This window comes from Streptomyces sp. H27-H5 (assembly GCF_026627505.1).
In the GTDB taxonomy this organism is placed as follows: domain Bacteria; phylum Actinomycetota; class Actinomycetes; order Streptomycetales; family Streptomycetaceae; genus Streptomyces.
The window spans coordinates 51,531-69,024 of sequence record NZ_JAPNLK010000039.1 but is presented as its reverse complement, the minus strand read 5'-3'; the positions used below and the strand labels follow the sequence as shown (position 1 = coordinate 69,024).

The window sequence follows — 17,494 nt, the reverse complement described above, 5'->3', positions numbered from 1 at the left end:
AGGGTGTTCCACGGCGGGCGAGGGGTGGGTCGATCATGGCGGGTGGACGGTCGCTCGGCCGGCCGTTCGGGTGGCTCTGGGCGGCGTACGCGATCAGCACCCTCGGCACATGGCTCGCGTTCGACGCGTTCCCCCTGATCGCGATCCTCGTCCTGCACGCCGGACCGACCCAGGTCTCGTTGCTGGCGGCCGCCGGACTTGCGGTCGGCGCGGCGCTGGCGCTGCCGCTCGGCCCGTGGCTGGAGTTCCGCCGCAAACGGCCCGTGATGGTCGCGATGGACCTGGTCCGCTTCACGGCGTTGATGAGCGTGCCCGCGGCGTTCGCGCTCGGTCGGCTCTCCTTTCCCCAGCTCCTGGTCGTGGCGATCGTCGTGGGCGCGGCCGACATCGCCTTCACGGCGGCCGCCGGCGCGTGCGTGAAGGCGCTCGTGCGGCCGGACGACCTGCTCGTCGCGAACGGCCGCTTCGAGTCCACGACCTGGACCGCCACCATGCTCGGCCCCCCGCTCGGCGGGGCCGCGATCGCCGCGTTCGGCCCGGTGGTGACCGTGGTCGCCAACGCGATCAGCCACCTGCTCTCGGCGGCGGGGATCCGCGCGATGGGCGGCCCGGAGGCGCGCCCCGCACCCGCCGGCCAGGCGCCGTCCCGGTCGCGCGTCGGCGACCTGTTCGAAGGGTGGCGGTACATCCTGACCGACTCCGCACTGCGCCCGCTGTTCCTCAACACGGTCCTCGTCAGCGGCCTGATCATGGCGACCTCGCCGCTGCTCGCCGTGCTCATGCTCGGCCCGCTCGGGTTCGCGCCCTGGCAGTACGCCCTCGCCTTCGCCGTGCCCTGCGTCGGCGGACTGATCGGCTCACGGCCGGCCCCCTGGCTCGTCGCCCGGTTCGGCCGGCACGCGGTCATGCGCACCGCCGGGACACTGCGGGCCTGCTGGTCGCTCGGGACGGCCTTCGTCGGCCCCGGCGCAGCCGGGCTGGTGTTCCTCATGGCCGTCGAGCTCGGGCTGATCACCTGCATGGGGGTGTTCAACCCGGTGTTCGCCACCTACCGGCTCGAACGGACCCCGGCGGACCGGGTCGTCCGTACCCTCGCCGCGTGGTCGGTCACCAGCAAGGCCACCGTCGCCCTCCTGACCGCGCTGTGGGGCCTGCTGGCGGCCGTCACCGGCCCGCGCACGGCGATCGCGATCGCCGGTCTCCTCATGCTGACGACCCCGTTCCTGCTTCCCCGACACGACCGCACACCACGCCCCGGGCGGGAACCGGCCCGCGACCACGCGTGACGCGACCGGCCGCGCCACGTGGCGGCCGGGGGCGGTGAGGTGGCCGTCGCGGGCGCGAACTACCGTGGCGGGCATGGGGATGGGACGGACGAAGAGACGCGGACCGCTCGTGTGCGCCGTGGCCGCCGCGTCCCTCTGCGTCGCCGTCGCCGTGTACGCCCGCGCCGACTACAGCGTGCCGGCGGGGCCCTTCGCCCGGACCGCTCCCTGCTCGGACGTGGTCGCGCGCCTTCCCGAGACCCTCATGGGACATGGCCGCGACGACGTCGACGGCGCGGGGGCCGCCGGGTGGGGCGACAGGGCCGTCGTGCTGCGCTGCGGCGTGGAACCCCTCGCCCCGACCATCGACACCTGTGTGAACGTCAACGGCTTCGACTGGGTCCTCGACGACGCCGGGGTCGAGCGGGACGGGGCGTGGGTGTTCACCACGTACGGGCGCGAACCCGCCGTCGAGGTCGCGTTCGCGGGCGGCTCCCGGCCCGCGGGCGACGCCCTGGTCACCATCAACGACGCCTTGGGCGGCCTCGCCCGGAAGACCCGATGCCTGTCGACGAGCGACACCTGACGGCCGGCGGTCCGGCCCCGGGGCCGCCGCCCGAGCGGGCGGGGCGGCGGCCTTCGGAGGTCAGGGCAGCAGGACGGCCTTGCCCCGGTTGAGGTGGGCTTCCAGGTCGGCGTGCGCCCGCGCGGCCTCCGCGAGGGGGTAGGTGCGCCAGATCGGGACGGTGAGCCGACCGCCGGCGGCCAGGGCGACCAGCTCCGCCAGGGAGGCTCCGGCACTTTCGCCGCCGCCCGCGCTGAAGCGGACGCCGTGCCGTGCGGCGGCCATGTCGGCGATGGTGACGACGCGCGTGTTGTCGCCGGTCAGGGTGACGGACTCGGCCAGTACGCCGGCGCCCGAGGCGTCGAAGACGGAGTCGACGCCCTGCGGGGCCGCGGCCTTCACCCGCTCCACCCAGCCGTCGCCGTAGCGGACGGCCTTCGCTCCGAGCGCGGTCAGTCGGTCGATGTCGTGCTCGCCGACCGTTCCGACGACGGTGATGTCCCGGGCGACGGCGAGTTGGGCCGCGATGATGCCCACGCTGCCCGCGGCGCCGTGGACGAGCAGGGTCTGTCCGGCCCGTACGTCCAGTTCCGCCAGGACACGGGCGGCGGTGAGGCCGACCGTGACGAGCGAGGAGGCGACGTCCCAGTCGAGGGCGTCGGGCTTGGCCACCGGCCGGTCGAGCAGGGCGTACTCGCCGTAGCTGCCGCCCGCGGCCGAACCGAGCACCGCATCGCCCACGGACGCCGCGGCTCCTTCGCCGACGGCGTCGACGACGCCGGCCGCGTCCAGGCCGGGGATCACGGGGAAGCGGGCCGGGGCGTTGCCGGCCATCAGTCCGGACCGGATCTTGATGTCGAGCGGGTTGACGGACGCGGCCCGCACGCGGATGCGGACCTGGCCGGGACCGGGCTCCGGAGGGGTGACCTCCGACAGCCGCAGCACGTCGGACGTGCCGTACTCGGAGAAGGTGATCGCTTGGGACATCCGTGAACTCCCGGGTGAAGGCGTGGTCGACGACTGGCGGGGGCGTCAGCCGTTGAGGGTGGGGTAGTCGGTGTAGCCGCGGTGGTCGCCGCCGTAGAAGGTGGACTGGTCCGCAGTGTTGAACGGGCCGCCCGCGGCGAGGCGGCGGGGAAGGTCGGGGTTGGCCAGGAAGAGGGCGCCGTAGGCCACCATGTCCGCGCTCCCGTCCTCGATCAGCTTGAGCGCGTCAGGGCCGGTGACGTCCGGGTGGGTGAAGGGATTGAGGACGAACGTGCCGGGCCACGCCTTGCGCAGCCGCGGCGCCGCCTCGGGGTCGGGGCCCTCCAGCAGGTGCAGATAGGCCAGGTCCAGCCCGGCGATCCGCCTCAGGAGCGCCTCGTGGACCTCGCCGGGGTCGGTCTCGGACATGTCGTTGTACTGGTTTCCGGGCGAGATCCGCAGGCCGACGCGCTGTGCGCCGATCGCTTCCACCACGGCGGTGACGACCTCGACGGCGAAACGGATCCGGCCCTCGATGTCACCGCCCCACGCGTCGGTGCGCCGGTTGGTGTGGTCGGAGAGGAACTGGTGGATCAGGTAGCCGTTGGCGCCGTGGAGTTCCACGCCGTCGAACCCGGCCTCGATCGCGTGGCGCGCCGCGGCGGCGAAGTCGGCGATGGTCTGCCGGATCTCGGCGTCGCCCAGCTCCTTCGGCGTCACGAACTCCTTGGGCCCTTCGTGGGTGAAGACCCGGCCCTTGGCGGTCACCGCGGAGGGCGCCACCGGCACCAGGCCGTCGGGCAGCAGGCTCGGGTGGCCGATCCGCCCGGTGTGCATGAGCTGGGCGAAGATCACGCCGCCCGCGTCGTGCACGGCGTCGGTCACCTTCCGCCATGCCCGTACCTGGCCGGCGGTGTGCAGGCCGGGGGTGTCGGGGTAGCCCTGGCCGACCGGCGAGGGCTGGATGCCCTCGGTGACGATCAGCCCGGCCGAGGCGCGCTGCGCGTAGTACGTCGCCATCAGCTCCGTCGGTTCCGCGCCGGCCCCGTGGGCGCGGCTGCGGGTCATCGGAGCCATCACGATGCGGCTGGCGAGGCGCTTGCCGCCCAGGTCGATCGGATCGAACGCGGTGGTCGCGGTGGTCATGTCGAGTCCCCTCGGAGTGGGTGGTGCCGCATGCCACGGGCACGGCAGGGTGCCCGCGTCCATGCAGTTGCCTGTCTGAACAAGTAAATCACCTGTCCGAACAAGTAACCAGCCCGGATCTATTCCCCGGAGTCACGGGCGAGAGGGGTGATCTGCCGGCAACGGCTCAGGGAGATGTGCTCTGAACTGGGCATATTCAAGAGGGCATCGGAGTGGCGCCGCCGGCTTCAGGTGGCGGTAGGGTTACCTTGACCGGGCAGTAAAGCCAACCGAGCGGTACGGGGAGGAAGACGATGACGCAGCCCACGCCGGACGCCGGAGACAAGCCCGAGGCCACCAGGCCCGTGGTGGCGCAGCAGGAGGCCACCGTGCCGATGCCGGCGGCGGCCGGCGGCGGACCCGTCAGTCACGCGATCTTCCGGCTGGCCCGCCTGCACCGCATGTTCGCCGGCCAGCTGCTGCGCCGCATCGGCCTTCACCCGGGCCAGGAGCTGGTCATGATGCACCTGTGGGAACGCGGTCCCCAGCGGCAGATCGACCTGGTGCGGCTGATGGACTCCGACGCGGCCACCATGACCCGTACCGTCCGCCGCCTGGAACAGTCCGGCTTCGTCCGCCGCCGGCCCTCGCCCACCGACAAGCGCGCGTCGCTCATCGAGCCGACGGCGGCGAGCCACGCCCTGCGCCGTCAGGTCGAAGAGGTCTGGACCCAACTGGAGGACATCTCGACGGCCGGCCTCACGGACGACGAGCGCGCGGCTGCCCTGTACACCCTCGAACGCCTGGAGAAGAACCTCGTGGAGGCGGCCGCCGACGCCGCCTGCCCGGTCGACGCGGAGCACTGAGGGCCGCCCCGGCCGTCGACCTCAGCCGGCGTCCCCGAGGCGGTCGCGCTGCATGCGGTGGGCGAGGGATCGACGACGCCGACCGGTTCGTGAGACCCTCGCCGCCTTCACGGGGTGAACGACGCGGCCCGGCCCCGGTCCCGCGTGCGACGCGCTCCGCCCGGTCGTGCGGCGGGCCGGTCAGTCGTCCGTGAGGCGGCCTTCGAGGTCGATGACCCACCGCCGGGCCCACTCGCGCAGGTCGGCGATGGCGTCCGCGTCGAGACCGTACTCGGCGAACTCCTCGTCGTCGTACCACTCGGAGCCGGCCAGCCGGTCCCGGAGGTCGTCGAGGCGGAACTCGTCGCGCCCGTGCCGCGCGCCCAGACGCTCCAGTTCGCCCAGGTCGTGCCGGCGCAGGCGGTGGGCCGCCTGTACGTCGATGAGGTCGCGCGGTGCGCCCCGGTCGGCCAGGGCGCGCACCTTGGTGCCGATCACGTCGTCGAGGGCGAGGACCGGTCCGTACTCGGTGTCCTCGGGCGCGGACCAGAGGTTCTCCTTGAGGACGTCCACCTCGCACCGCGCGCCGTCGGCGGGGTCGGTGACCATGAGGCGGGCGGCGAGCGGGTCCACGGCGACCACCTCCACGGCCCAGCCGCGCTTGGTCAGCTCGTGGACCAGGTCGGCGGCGATGTCCTCCATGGGGGCCGGGTTCTCGGTGGCGACGTCGAGGTCCTGGCTGAGCCGGTCGACGAGCCCATGGGCCTGCACCGCGTAACCACCCGTGAGGACGAGCGGGTACGGGGAACCGATGGCGATGACGTCGGCGAGGAGTCGGCGGTGCAGCCCGCTGAGGTTCACGCGAGCGTGGTGGTCCGGGTCGGGAGCTGGGGGAAGCGGTCCTCCCAGACCTGCCGGACGTGCCTGCTGACCAGGGTGCGCAGGACGGGCCACTGCGCGATCAGCAGGTCCCGCTCCAGGAAGGCGACCAGATCCTCGCGCCGGCCCTCGGCGAGGACGGTCCGGTACAGGCTCATCCGCTGGCGCGGGCGGTCCAGGTCGTACGTCCGCAGCCCGGACCACGCGACATGCGGCGGCAGCGCCACCGGCCCGCGCACGGGCCCCGTCAGCTCGGCGAGGGAGCCGGGCAGGCGGCCGGCGTACCGCGAGCGGAGCACTTCGCCGACCGGTGCCGGCGGGACGGGAGAGGACAGCTGGACCATGGGGCCAGTATCGCGTGTCCCACCCGTCCCCGGCACGACGGGTGGGGGATTCCCCCGATGGTGTGGGGACAGCGCTCAGCTTCCGGCCCCGGGCCGCCGGCCGAGGGGGAGCAGGTACTGCAGCGGCTGTTCGAGGTCGTCCAGGCCGAGGAGTTCGTGGGCCAGGTCGTCGTGGAAGCCGCCGAGGGGGGTCCCGGCCAGGCCCAGGGCCGTCGCGGTGAGCAGCAGCGTCTGCGTCAGGTGGCCGGTCTCCAGCAGGGCCAGCCGCAGGGCGCGCAGACCGTAGCGGCGCCGCAGCAGGCCGAGGTCCGCGTAGACGGCCAGGACCACCGGCGCGTCGTCGATGCCGATCCAGTCCGGGTCCGGCGCGGGACGGGACAGGTACGTCGACAGCGCCTTGATCGCCTCCACCGGGGGGACCGGCCCCACGCGGCGCAGCGTCCGCGACTCCGGCACGCACTCCCAGGTGCCCGCGGGGACCCCGGCCGTATCGAGGACCAGCAGCCGTACCCGGGCGGTGTACAGGGCGCCGGCGCTCGGGTGGGGGCGGTGGACGAGGGAACGGGTCGAGCCGTCCGCGAGGAGCTGCTCGGAGCGGCCGCTCTCGGACAGGGAGTGCCACAGCAACGCGCCCAGCGTGTCCGCGTCGAGCGGCCCGGTGAGCGCGCCGCGCAGCGAGGACCGGCCCGCGAGGACCTCGCGCAGCGACACCTCGGGCAGCGGACCCGTCGGCAGCGCGATCTCCGGCCCGGCCGTTCCCCACCCCGCCCGGCCGGTCGCCGACGGGGAGAGCGGCGCCGACGGCCGCAGGGCCGTGTCCTCGCCGCGCCCGATCTGGAACTTGCTGCGCTCCAGGTAGCGGAAGTCGGGCGCGGTGTGCGAGGACGGGAAGTAGTCGACCGGCTCGTCCGTCGTCGCCGAGGCCGTCGTCCCCGATGCCGTCGTCTGCGCGTCCGTCGTCTCCAGCAGGGTGCGGGCGACCAGCCGGCACACCGCACGCTCCTCGTCGGGGGTGACGCCGAGCCGGTTGAACAGCATGTGGAGCTGCGACGCCCACACCCAGGCGTACGGGGCCTCCGGCCCCCCGCCGGCCCGCAGCGTCGCATCGGCCTCCCGGACCCGGTCCGTCCACCGGAGCAGCCAGGGCGTCGCCGTGCCGTCCGCGAGCCGCCGACGCAGGTCCGCCGCGCGCCGCCCCAGCGTCGAACGCTGCGCCGAGTACACGGAGTTGACCCGGGCGTGTACCGAGGCGCCCGGCAGCAGCGGCACCTCGGTGACCCACCGCCAACCGGCCGCGTGCCCGCGCAGCCAGCGCGCCGCGGCGAGTTCGCCCATGCCCAGCGCGTACGCCGTCGCGTGCGCCAGGTCCGCCGCGACCGCCAGCCGCGTCGCGCCGCCCCCGCCCCTTACCTCCCGCAGGGCTTCGACGACCACCCCGGTGGAGGCGCCGAAGACGTCCTCGGCGACCGGCAGCGCGAGCGGGCCGCCGTACCGGTCCGTCTCGGGCACGTACGGCACGGACCGCACCTCCCCGTGGGCGGACGGCCACGGGCCCGGCACCGAGGGCACCTCCTTCGCGGCCCGCGCCAACTCCTCCGGCAGCCGCGCCGCCGCGGCCGGGTCCGCGCCGTGCACCCGGATCCGCAGGTGCGGGCCGTCCTCCCCGTAGCGGATGAAGAACCACCCTCCGGCCTCCCCGGCCGCCACCAGGCCGTCCAGCAAGGGGGCCACGTCCCGCAACAGGAACGCGTCGGCCTCCTCGGCGGTGGAGTGCAGGAACAGGTGGTGGCTCTGCCAGGTGTCGATCGTCGTCATCAGCGGTCCTCGTCGTGGGCCCGTGCCCGTCGTGGGGTCAGGGGAAGGGGTGCGGGTGGACCGCGAGGTCCTCCGGGCGCAACGGCCTTTCCGTGCGCCCCAGTCGGTACGGCACCTCCAGCAGCCGGGGAAGCCCCCGGGTGCGGTGGTTGACGTGCCCGAAGGTCATCGGCAGGGCGCCCGGGACGACGACCTTCACCGCGTGCAGTCCGAGCCGCCGGCGCAGCCCCCGTTCGGACTGGTCGACGGTGATCACCTCCAGGCCGGCCCGGGACAGCCGCTCCACGCTCGCCCCGAGCAGGTCGGCGAGGTCACCCACCGGTTCCGGGGCCCCCGGCCAGGCCTCCTCGACCGACAGCCGGGGGGTGTCGGCGAACAGGAACTCCAGGCGCGGGCCGGCCTCGGGCAGGGTGTTCACGCCGACGTGGTCGTCCAGGGACACCACCAGGTCCGGCCGGTCCAGCATCGGCCGGAGCCGCCGCGGATCGCGCGGGCCGCCCTCGGCCAGGGCGCGGTGCCCCGCGTCCAGCACGTTGGTGACGACCTCGGCCACCGCGGAGCGGATCGCCGCCCGCGGGTCGTGGTGGGCGCCGGCCGCCAGGAACATCCGGGGCGCGTCCGGGTGGGAGCCCTCGTACCGGCAGACCGCCACGACGGCCGGGACGTCGAAGTCGTTCGTCGCGTCGAGGAGGACGAGCCGGTAGCCGGCCAGCGCCGCACGGTCCGCGAGCAGCGCGGTGTCCAGGTCGTCCGGCGGCGGCAGCACCCGGCGCAGGGGCGTCGCCGCGTACCACGCCATCAGGAACGCGTCGCGCTCCGCCACCTCGAACAGCCCGTAGAGCGCGGCCTCTTCGGGGCTGTTGCCGAGTCCGCAGCCGTTCGAGGACTCGTACACCACGCGGGGCCGGTCGGCGGCGCCTGGAACGTCCCAGTACGCCACGTGCTCGGGGACGGCCGTCGGCCGCCGCCGGGTGAGCGACCAGCCGTGCACCCAGTCCATGACCAGGTTCGGGGTGTAGGGCACGGTCGGCGACGACGGGTGGCCGTGGTGGGCGGGGTCGGGCAGGCCGAGCCGCTCCGGGTCCACGGCCCGTTCGGGCCCCAACTCCGCGAAGGAGGCGCGCAGCCCCGTGCGCCGGCCGGTCGGCCGCATGCCCGTGTACCGCTCCACGCTCTCGAACAGCGCGATCCGCTCGCTGTCGCCGAAGTCCCGGGCCCGGCCGTACCCGCCGTCGTCCACGAGACGACCGTCGGTCACGAACGCGCTGGTCAGGCAGAACGCCGAGTCCTCGGACCGGAACAGCGCGCGCACCGGCCCGAACCGCTCGTCGTACAGGGCCTCGCGCAGCCGCACCGGCGCGGTCAGCGGGTTGGGCGCGCGCAGCACGTACGGATCGGGGAGCGGCCGGGGGGCCGACGGCAGCGGGGCGACGTCGGACGCGGAGTCCGCGGGCAGCGGGTGACACACCGCGCAGCCGCCGACGGGGCGGACCCGGTGCGTGGACCAGGTGCCGCGCCCGAGGTGCACGACGTACACGACGGCCGACCCGGCACCCGGTTCCGTCCCCGACTCCGCACCGGGTCCGGTCCCTTCGGGGGCGGCCGGCTCCAGCAGCTCCAGCGCGAGGGCGCCCAGCGACTCCGACAGGGCCGGCGAGGGCACGCCGGCCAGCTCCAGGGTCGGGCTCCGCCACGGCACGCGGCCGCCCGCCGTGGCCAGCCGCTGGTACTCGGCGCAGCACAGGCAGGCCGCCGCGCCCGGCCGCAGCACCGGCCCGACCACCGCCAGCGCCCCGTCGAAGCGCACCGGTACGAACTCCACGGGGTGGTCGAGCGCGTGCCGGCTGAGTTCCTCGGCGAGGCCGAGCGTCCACCGCGGCAACAGGACCACGGCCGCGCCGGACACGGCCGCCGTCGCGGAACCGGCGTCGAGCACGGGCACCGGCAGCGCCCCGAGCGGACCGGCCGGGGCCGCGCTCGTGGTCGAGGTCGCCGAGGTCATGGTGTCTCCCGGGGGGTGTGCAGGACGGTGAACCCGAACGCCCGCAGCAGCGCCCCGGGTTCGCCGGCGGGCCCGGCGACGGGCGGGCCCGGGGCCGGGTCCGCGCCCGTCACCCGGCGCAGCGCGTCCTGGAACGCGTCCTCGCGCCCGGCCAGTTCCGCCAACCAGCGGCCGGTCCACCCCGAGTCCTCCCAGCCGGCCGTCCGCACCCCGGCGGCGGCCAGCGGTGCGACCGCGCCACCCGAGCCCGAGGCGAACCCGGAGTCGCGGGCGGAGTCGGGATCGGAGGCCGAGACGCGGGCGACGGCCGCGAGCGCGGCGAAGCCGGCCGCGTCGCCCGGCGTCCCCTCCACGGCGTCACCGAGCCGGGGGAGTTCACGCGACGGGCCCCACGAGGGCTCACGGTGCCCGGTCGGGCGGACGACGGCGCGGTACACCTCCTCGCCCGGAGCCACCCGGACCACCTCCAGGCGCGCGGGGACGGCGAGCCGGTCGGTCAGCGTGGTCCACCAGTGGCGCACCTGGGGGTGCCCGGACCACCGGTCGGCGGGCACGGCATGCGGCCCGCCCGCCGGCTCCGGCAGGCCGGCGGCGACCGCGCGCAGGGCCCGGCCCCGGGCGTGCCCGGGGTTCGCCCCGACGGTGAAGCCGTCGCCCCCGAGAAGGAGTTCGGCGGCCCGACAGAACAGGTCCAGGCGCGCCAGGTCCAGCCGGGGCGCACCGCCGACCAGGACGCCGTCAGGGCTGCCCGCCCGACGCAGGACGCAGCGGGCGAGCGGCACGGGCAACTGGCGCAGGTCCCCCGGGAGCGGCTCGGGCAGCATCCCGCACCGTTCGTCGGCGAGGGCCGCCAACCGCCGCAGCGCCTCGCCGAGGGTGGCGGCCGCAGGCAGGAGCACCCGCCGATCCGCGTCGACGCGGTCGGGCCCGAGCCAGCTGCGGTAGTCGGCCCGCGGCGGCCGGGCGTCCGCGAGCAGCACCGCCGGCAGCCCGGGCAACAGCCGGTCGTCCTCGCCCTCGCCCGCAGGGTCCGGCAGCCCGGCGGCCCCGCACAGCAGCCGGTGCGCCGCGGCGCCCGCGAGCAGCGGGAAGAACGCGGCGGGCACGGCGGGCACTTCGACCGGCGCGGGCGCGATGGGCGTGGTGGACGTGGCGGGCACTCCCGGCAGGCCGGGGTGGTCGAGTCGGGCCTCCAGGGCCTCGGCCTCGGACCGGATCTGGGCGGGACTGCCGAGCGCGGTGGCGTAGCCGCTCCCGCCGCGCCGGCCGACCGCCACGCCCCGGACGGGCCCCGCCCCCCGGGCGTACAGGAGGACCCGGTCCCCGGGCAGATCCGGATCGACGGTGTACGCGACGGGCAGCCCGCCCGCCGCCAGCGCCCGCCCGGCCGCCCTGGCCAGCGGGCCGTCGGGAGCGCCGGACACCACCTCGGCGCGGGTCCCGAGGAGCGCCCCCCGCGCGGTGTCGGGCCGCTCGGCCGTCACGCCGAGCCACTCCCCGACCGGACCGGTCGCGGTGCTCCGCGCGGTGGTCGGGTGTGGCGTCGGGCCCGCCACGAGCAGGCCGTGCGCCTCCAGTTGCCCGACGAGCGTGTCCATGGCCCCGCGCAGCGCCGAGCCCGGCTCCAGGCCGTCCAGGAACTCCTCGAACCCCCCGTCGCGCAGGGGCCCCTCGATCATGCGCCACAGGGTCGGCAGCGCCTTGCTGCCCTCCAGGGTGACGCTCCCGCGCCGCCCGCGCAGGTGCAGGCCGACGCGCAACGGCGTCACGGCCACCCCGGGGCGCAACCGCCGCACGGCTCGGGAGCCCGTGTCCGTGCCTGTGCCTTCGCCCGGGCCCGGACCCGTGCCCGCGTCCTCGTCCGGACGCGCGTCGGCACCCGGGCCCGGGCCGATGCCCGGACGTGCGTCAGTCCGTGGGCTCGGGCCGGCGCCCGGCACGGCGGGGTGTTCGGCGCTCACGAGGCGCCCTCCACCGCGTCGACGGCCGCGCCGATCTCCGTACGCCAGTCGCAGCCGGTCAGACCGGGCACCGTACGGATCACCAGGTGCGCCGCCAGGTACCGCTCCAGCGGACGGACGTCACAGATGGCCAGGAGCCGGTAGAGGGCGTTCGTGGAGGCACGGTGGATCAGGTAGTCGGGGCGGCTCCACATCGTCCCCTCGGGGTCGGAGCGGCGCAGCAGTGCGTGGAAGGCGCTGTAACCGGTGCGTTCCTCGTGGTTCCAGCGCCGCGCCGTCCCGGAGTCCCCGGTGGCCGCGGCCCGCGCCCGGTACGCGTCCGGGGAACCGTGCAGGTCCGCGCCCGCCTCGTACCGGCTGCGGACCCGCTCCCAGGCGCCCGCCGAGTACGCGGACCAGGCCCGCTCCCACCCCTGCGCGCCGCCGCCGGAGATCCGCCCGACGAGAGCGGTCACCGCGTCGTCCACGCGCTCCGCGTGGCGCTCGAACCGGTCCCGCACCCGTCCGTCCGGATCCTCGTGGAAGAGGAAGTCCTCCAGGTGGGACACGTACGAGTAGTGACCGCCCGCCAGCCCGCCGGGGTGGGCGCCGGCGTGTGCGGCGAGCGCGACCACCGCGAGCTGGACCCGGGCCTGCGCGGAGTCGCCGTGCTCGCCGAGGAAGGCGGCGCCGGCGCGCAACGGGTCCAGGCCGGCGCGCAGCAGCTCGTCGCGCAGGTCGGCGCCGTCGTCGCCGAGGAGGCCGCGCAAGGCGGTGCGGTCGACGGTCTCGACCCGGACGGTGTTGTCCGCGACGATCGGCCCGTAGGGACCGGCGACGAGTTCGGCGCGGCCGGCTTCCTCGGCCCGCTCCAGCAACTCGGCCTCGGTGAGGTCGCCGTGCGAGGGGTGGACCCGGAGCCACGCGCGGACGTCGGTCGCGGCGGACCCGGCGGCGGCCTCGACCCGTTCGCGCGGGCCCACCAGGCGCAGCCTCAGGTGCGGGCCGTGCAACCAGTGCCGCTCCACGTGGGCGGCGCCCCCGTCCGCCGCGAAGGCCTCGGCGAGCGGCAACACCACCTCGCGCAGCAGGGGAGCCTTGACGGGGTGGTGGTGGTAGACGACCACGTCCCGCGCCTCGCGGACGTCCCCGGCCCCCGGGGCGTCGTCCTCGATGGATCGCAGGGCTCGCACGCTCTCTTCCGGCACTCGTGGTGTTCGTCGCTCTCGCGCCGTCGTGTCCCGGTTCATCGCCGCCGCCCGGGCCGGTTGACCTCAAGTACGAGCTCGACCGCGTGCGTCGGGGTGTCCAGGCCGCCGGGCGCGGGGAGCGCCTCCTCCAGGACCGCGCCGCCTTCGGTGTGCCGGGACAGCCACTTGGCCAGGCACCGCAGGTGCAGCGCGTTGCCGAGGTCCACCAGGTGCGGCTTGGGGCGGTTCAGCCGGTTCAGGAAGTCGGCGGTGGCCTGCCCGGTGGCGGGGCCGCCGACCGGGTGCAGGAAGAGCTGCTCGGGCAGGTCCAGCAGGGCGCGCCAGCGGACCGCGGCCGTGGCCGGCACCGGCTCGGAGCCGAGGTCGGCGCGCAGGGCGCGGACCACGTCGGGAGGCAGCAGCCAGCGGCGCCGGCGGAGCACCACGTGGCGGTGGAGCAGCCGGGGGGTGCGCGTCACGAGCCCGCCCGGCGCGGTGACGGCGCGGCGGGGCACGAGCGCCCCGAAGTCGACGGCGCCCTCGGGATGGTCGGCCAGGTGGGCCCCGATGCGGCGCGGCAGCAACACGGGCGCGAGGAATCCCGGGTACAGCACGTCGAGGTGTTCCCCGGTGCTCCGCAGCCGCAGGCGCACCTGGTCGGTCGCCTCGTCGTGGACGAGGTCCAGGTCGCCCTCGCCGATCGAGGCCCGGTCGCGGTCGGGGCCGATCTCGTCCGGGACGAGCAGCGGGTGCAGGTTGGCGTTGAAGCCGCCGACGGGTCGGACCTGCGCGGCGCGGGCACCGGGGCCCAACCCGCGGCGGATCTGCCGGGACACCTCGACGCCGGCGCGCGGATCGAGGGCGTCCAGGAACCGGCTGGTGAACCGGCCCCACCCGCCGTACACGTGGTTCACGCACAGCGGGACCGGTCCGGTCCCGGCCGCCCGCCGGCCCGGCTCCCGCTGGAGGAAGTACGCGTAACCGAGCGGGCGTTCGACGCTCCAGTCGGGCAGTCGCCCGCCGAGACCGGCGATGAGGTCCCGGGGCAGCACGACCGTGTCGTCGTCGGCCGGGGCGCCCTGCGGGGGGCCCGCGACCGTCCGGACGACCTCCGCGCGAAGATCGGCGAGCGCACCGGCCCCGGTGGGGAACGCGGCCCGGTCCCCGGGGGCGAGCGCCGCGAGCCGCCCGGCCTCCTCCCAGGCGTCGGCGACCTCGGCCCCGAACTCCCACGGGTGGCGGCAGGTGCCGCCGGCTCCGTACCGCGCGACGAAGCGGTCGCGGACGATCCGGCGGAGCAGGTGCCCGAGGTCGAACGACTCGGCGAGCGCGGTGACCTCGCCGAGCGCCTCGTGGTCGGCGGCGTCGAGGAAGCCGTCGACGGGCAGCGGGTGGGGGGCGACGACGTCCTCGGACAGCACGTTCAGGGGCGCGGACACCGGCGGTACGGGACGTCCCGCGTCGGCCAGGGTCGCCTGCCAGTCCCGGGACAGGTCGGTGAGCAGGGCGGGCCGTTCGGTGGCGGGGGCCGCCGCGAAGGCGGCCGTGACCCGGGCGAGTTCGTCGACGAGGTCGGCGCGGGCCGCGTCCTCGGGGTGGGTCGCGCCGAGCGTGCGGAGCCACGCCGAGAGGCCCTCCAGCGGGTCGCCGTCCTGCGGCGCCACCGGGTCGCCCGGCACCAGCAGCCCGGCCTGCCCCAGGCGGTCGAGGAAGGCCGAGGCGGCGGCGGGGCCGTCGTCGCCCGCTCCCTTCAGGGCGCCGGCCAGCAGTTCCGTCAATCCGGCCAGGGGCACCGGGGTCTCGGCGTGCTCGGTGACCAGGTCCAGGGGGCCGCCGTAGGGCAGTTCGACCTCGTCCTCGTCGGCCACCAGGTAACGGCCGCCGGCGAAGGAGGTCCGGTCCCGGGAGAACGCGGCCCGGCCGCCCTTGACCCGGGCGCTGCTGGTGATCCGGTGGGGGAGGGCCGCCCGCCGGTGCGGTGCGGTCAGCAGGGCGAGGGTCAGGGCCGTCGTCAGGGTGCGGTTGACCTTCACGACCGGGTGCAGGGGGTCCGTGAAGAGCGGTGCGGCTCCCCACGCGGCGGCGGGCCGGTCCTGTGCGGAGCTTGACGACACGCCCCAGCCGACGGCGGTGAACCAGGACAGCGGGCTGGTCTTCGTACTGGCCCGCAGGGCGTACCGCAGCACGGTGGGTTCCTCCTTGCGCGCCCTGCGGTCGAGCACGCCGGTGGCGGCCCGTTCCACGGCCCGGAGCAGATCGGCGCTGGTGAGGGCCACGGCCTTGCCGAGGGCCGGTTCGCGGCACAGGGCGGCCAGGGCCGCGCGCTCGCCGGCCAGCGCCCGCTCGGCGGCGTCGTCCAACTCGGCGAGGACGGCGCTCCGTCGGGAGCGCAGCGCGAGCCAGGACGCGAGCGGGGGGACCCGGTCCGGCAGGTCGCCGAGGCGTTCCAGCAGGGCGGGCCGGGGCTCGCGACCGTTGTGCAGGGCCCGGCGCAGCGGGAGGACGACGCCGTGGTGGAACTCCGCCGGATGACCGTCCCGGCTGTCGTACAGGGCGTCGCAGAGCGGCGCGGTGATCCGCAGCAACCGCGTGTCGAGCAGGTGCAGGCGGGCGAGCAGGGCACGGAACCGTGCGGCGGGCGGCTGCTGGGCCGGGTGCGCGAGCACGGTGGCGCGGACCAGCGCGTAGGGCGCGGAGCGCACCCGGTAGCCGCCGGCGCCGGTGTCCGTGTCGGCGGCCGGCCGGCGCGGCTGCGACATGACGGTTCCCCTCCTGTCGGTGATGACGCGCGGGCCTCCCGCCGTACGCGGTGTGCGCGGCGTACGGCGGGAGGCGTCACGACGTGTGCGGGTGTGCGTGTGGAACGGCTACAGCGTCGGGACCTCGGGCCGCTCCGGCTGGGCGCAGGACGAGGAGCCCTGGCAGGAGCAGGAGCCCCAGGAGGCCCCGCCCTCGGGCAGTGCCACCGTGTCCCGCATGGAGGTCACGGTGAGGTCGCCGAGGTCGAGGTCGAGGTCGTCGAGTGCGAAGCCGGGGCCGGGGGTGGCTCGGTCCATGGAGGTCTCCTCCGATCGGAAGGGCGACGGTCGACGGGCGACGGCCGTCGGGTGCGACGGGTCGACGGTCGACGGTCGGGGCGTGCGGCGGTCGGCTGTCCGCCGCGGGTGGCGCGCACCGGTGTCGGTGCGCGCCGCTCGTGAGGTGATGCGTGGTGCGTGGTGCGTGGTGCGAGGGCCCGTGGTGCGAGGGCCCGTGAGGTGAAGGCCGTGGTGCGAAGGCGCGCGGAGGTCAGCCCGCGAGTTCGCCCGCGTCCAGCGTCGGCTGGGCGCAGGACGACGAGCCCTGGCAGGAACAGGAACCCCAGGACGCCCCGCCCTCGGGCAGCGCGACGGTGTCGCGCATCGAGGTGACGGTGAGGTCGCCGAGGTCGAGGTCGAGGTCCTGGAGGGCGAACTCGGGGGTGCGAGCGATGTCGGACATGCGTGTCTCCCGGATGGTGGAGGTGAAAGCCGAATGTGCCGTGACCGAACGCCCGGTCCACGAGGCGGTGTCACCCGGCCCCGAGGTTTCCGGCGTACGGCCGGTCGGGCCCGCAGACGAGCGATCCGCCGTCCCTTGGGTGAGGACCGCGGTTCGATCTCCTGGATCCGGGCTCCGTCCGGCCGTTGACCGGCCAGGCATCCACGATCATGCACGGTGCTTCAGGACCGCTGGAGGGGAGATGCAGCCAATATCCCGGCCAACGGAAGCCGGTGCTCCGTCCGGTAACCGCACCTCTTCCGGGGGGACTTGAGGATCATGCCCTCGGCGACCGCGCACCGGGCCGCCGGCCGCCGCCGGCGCTACACGTCCCGTACGTACGCCCCCGCGCGCGCCGCCGCCGCCGCGGCCGTCGCGGCACGGTCGGCGGCCGCCTCGTCCAGGGGCAGCGTCGTGGTCAGCAGTCGGTAGTAGAGGGGGGCGGACGCGGCACGGACGACTTCGTGCGCGTCGGTGCCCTCGGGCACCTCGCCCCGGGCCGCGGCCTGCGCGACGCACGGGGCCCACTCCTCGACGCGGACGGCGTAGAAACCGTGCAGGGCCTCCGCCGCCTTCGGATCGCACGTCGCGGCCGCGATCACCGCCTTGAACAGGGCCCCTTGCCTCGGATCGGCCAGTGTCCGCGTCACCAGCCGGGTGTTCGCCGTCAGGTCCCCGAGGAGCGAGCCCGTCTCCGTACGGGGCACGGACTGCTGCGCCATGTCCGACAGGAGGTCGGTGACGAGGCCGGTGACGGTGCCCCAGCGGCGGTAGACGGTCGTCTTCCCGACCTCGGCGCGGCGTGCCACGTCGGCGAGGTCCAGGTGGGCGAAACCCCGCTCGGCCAGGACGTCCCCGGCGGCCCGGAGCACCGCCGCCCGTACGCGCGCGGTGCGACCGCCCGGCCGGGTGGTCCCAGGTTCGACCTCGCTCCCGGCCTCGCTCCCGGCCTCGGTCTCACCGTCCGCAAACTCCATAACGGGACTCCTGTTCCATTAATAGGCATGGCTTGTTACGCTGGCCCCATCTTAACGGAACT

Annotated in this window: 15 protein-coding genes; 3 read left to right on the top strand and 12 right to left on the bottom strand. The window is 75.6% G+C overall.

The features are described 5' to 3' along the window. Positions 1-35 precede the first annotated feature (35 nt). Together OTB19_RS20415 and OTB19_RS20410 are read left to right on the top strand one after the other, a co-directional pair. Positions 36-1,286 carry an MFS transporter gene (locus OTB19_RS20415; RefSeq protein WP_267799771.1) on the top strand — a complete coding sequence of 417 codons (1,251 nt, stop codon included), beginning with the start codon at positions 36-38 and terminating at the stop codon, positions 1,284-1,286. 73 nt (positions 1,287-1,359) lie between these two features. Continuing rightward, entirely contained in the window at positions 1,360-1,851 is a 492-nt protein-coding gene (locus tag OTB19_RS20410) for a DUF3515 family protein (RefSeq protein ID WP_267799770.1), read from the top strand. Between the two features lie 60 nt (positions 1,852-1,911). Here OTB19_RS20410 and OTB19_RS20405 read toward each other — a convergent pair whose 3' ends face one another. Together OTB19_RS20405 and OTB19_RS20400 are read right to left on the bottom strand one after the other, a co-directional pair. Next, positions 1,912-2,817: an NADP-dependent oxidoreductase gene (locus OTB19_RS20405; RefSeq protein WP_267799768.1), complete on the bottom strand. Its 906-nt coding sequence runs from the start codon at positions 2,815-2,817 to the stop codon at positions 1,912-1,914. Positions 2,818-2,862: 45 nt separating this feature from the next. Then, complete coding sequence (locus OTB19_RS20400) at positions 2,863-3,942, bottom strand: alkene reductase (protein ID WP_267799767.1); 1,080 nt, start codon at positions 3,940-3,942, stop codon at positions 2,863-2,865. Positions 3,943-4,235: 293 nt separating this feature from the next. Between OTB19_RS20400 and OTB19_RS20395 the strand changes: the two genes are divergently transcribed. Further along, entirely contained in the window at positions 4,236-4,787 is a 552-nt protein-coding gene (locus OTB19_RS20395; protein ID WP_267799765.1) for a MarR family winged helix-turn-helix transcriptional regulator, read from the top strand. Positions 4,788-4,967: 180 nt separating this feature from the next. Here the strand turns inward: OTB19_RS20395 and OTB19_RS20390 are convergent, their stop codons facing one another. From OTB19_RS20390 to OTB19_RS20345, 10 genes are all read right to left on the bottom strand, one after another. Next, positions 4,968-5,627 (bottom strand): nucleotidyl transferase AbiEii/AbiGii toxin family protein, encoded by a 660-nt coding sequence (locus OTB19_RS20390; RefSeq protein WP_267799764.1) that lies wholly within the window; start codon positions 5,625-5,627, stop codon positions 4,968-4,970. Continuing rightward, positions 5,624-5,989: a hypothetical protein gene (locus OTB19_RS20385; RefSeq protein ID WP_267799763.1), complete on the bottom strand. Its 366-nt coding sequence runs from the start codon at positions 5,987-5,989 to the stop codon at positions 5,624-5,626. Before OTB19_RS20385 ends, OTB19_RS20390 begins: the two co-directional genes overlap by 4 nt. A 75-nt stretch (positions 5,990-6,064) precedes the next feature. After that, positions 6,065-7,804 carry a thiopeptide-type bacteriocin biosynthesis protein gene (locus OTB19_RS20380; RefSeq protein ID WP_267799762.1) on the bottom strand — a complete coding sequence of 580 codons (1,740 nt, stop codon included), beginning with the start codon at positions 7,802-7,804 and terminating at the stop codon, positions 6,065-6,067. A gap of 37 nt (positions 7,805-7,841) precedes the next feature. Next, a complete protein-coding gene (locus OTB19_RS20375) occupies positions 7,842-9,806 on the bottom strand; it encodes a TOMM precursor leader peptide-binding protein (protein ID WP_267799761.1) in 1,965 nt (654 codons plus the stop codon). Continuing rightward, entirely contained in the window at positions 9,803-11,575 is a 1,773-nt protein-coding gene (locus tag OTB19_RS20370; protein ID WP_267799760.1) for a hypothetical protein, read from the bottom strand. Before OTB19_RS20370 ends, OTB19_RS20375 begins: the two co-directional genes overlap by 4 nt. 188 nt (positions 11,576-11,763) lie before the next feature. Then, entirely contained in the window at positions 11,764-12,939 is a 1,176-nt protein-coding gene (locus OTB19_RS20365; protein WP_267799759.1) for a lantibiotic dehydratase C-terminal domain-containing protein, read from the bottom strand. A 53-nt stretch (positions 12,940-12,992) separates the two neighbouring features. Further along, positions 12,993-15,695 carry a lantibiotic dehydratase gene (locus tag OTB19_RS20360; RefSeq protein WP_267799758.1) on the bottom strand — a complete coding sequence of 901 codons (2,703 nt, stop codon included), beginning with the start codon at positions 15,693-15,695 and terminating at the stop codon, positions 12,993-12,995. 108 nt (positions 15,696-15,803) lie between these two features. Beyond that, the gene (locus OTB19_RS20355) at positions 15,804-15,992 is read right to left on the bottom strand and encodes a thiazolylpeptide-type bacteriocin (protein ID WP_267799757.1); all 189 of its coding nucleotides are present in this window, start codon (positions 15,990-15,992) and stop codon (positions 15,804-15,806) included. 232 nt (positions 15,993-16,224) lie between these two features. Further along, positions 16,225-16,416: a thiazolylpeptide-type bacteriocin gene (locus OTB19_RS20350; RefSeq protein WP_053684594.1), complete on the bottom strand. Its 192-nt coding sequence runs from the start codon at positions 16,414-16,416 to the stop codon at positions 16,225-16,227. 362 nt (positions 16,417-16,778) lie between these two features. Then, positions 16,779-17,432: a TetR/AcrR family transcriptional regulator gene (locus OTB19_RS20345; protein WP_267799756.1), complete on the bottom strand. Its 654-nt coding sequence runs from the start codon at positions 17,430-17,432 to the stop codon at positions 16,779-16,781. Positions 17,433-17,494: the final 62 nt, after the last annotated feature.

Excerpts from the sequence above, each read along its gene's own strand:
- OTB19_RS20415 (WP_267799771.1), top strand. The coding sequence starts at position 36 with ATGGCGGGTGGACGGTCGCTCGGCCGGCCGTTCGGGTGGCTCTGGGCG.
- OTB19_RS20410 (WP_267799770.1), top strand. The coding sequence starts at position 1,360 with ATGGGGATGGGACGGACGAAGAGACGCGGACCGCTCGTGTGCGCCGTG.
- OTB19_RS20405 (WP_267799768.1), bottom strand. The coding sequence starts at position 2,817 with ATGTCCCAAGCGATCACCTTCTCCGAGTACGGCACGTCCGACGTGCTG.
- OTB19_RS20400 (WP_267799767.1), bottom strand. The coding sequence starts at position 3,942 with ATGACCACCGCGACCACCGCGTTCGATCCGATCGACCTGGGCGGCAAG.
- OTB19_RS20395 (WP_267799765.1), top strand. The coding sequence starts at position 4,236 with ATGACGCAGCCCACGCCGGACGCCGGAGACAAGCCCGAGGCCACCAGG.
- OTB19_RS20385 (WP_267799763.1), bottom strand. The coding sequence starts at position 5,989 with ATGGTCCAGCTGTCCTCTCCCGTCCCGCCGGCACCGGTCGGCGAAGTG.
- OTB19_RS20380 (WP_267799762.1), bottom strand. The coding sequence starts at position 7,804 with ATGACGACGATCGACACCTGGCAGAGCCACCACCTGTTCCTGCACTCC.
- OTB19_RS20375 (WP_267799761.1), bottom strand. The coding sequence starts at position 9,806 with ATGACCTCGGCGACCTCGACCACGAGCGCGGCCCCGGCCGGTCCGCTC.
- OTB19_RS20360 (WP_267799758.1), bottom strand. The coding sequence starts at position 15,695 with ATGTCGCAGCCGCGCCGGCCGGCCGCCGACACGGACACCGGCGCCGGC.
- OTB19_RS20355 (WP_267799757.1), bottom strand. The coding sequence starts at position 15,992 with ATGGACCGAGCCACCCCCGGCCCCGGCTTCGCACTCGACGACCTCGAC.
- OTB19_RS20350 (WP_053684594.1), bottom strand. The coding sequence starts at position 16,416 with ATGTCCGACATCGCTCGCACCCCCGAGTTCGCCCTCCAGGACCTCGAC.
- OTB19_RS20345 (WP_267799756.1), bottom strand. The coding sequence starts at position 17,432 with ATGGAGTTTGCGGACGGTGAGACCGAGGCCGGGAGCGAGGCCGGGAGC.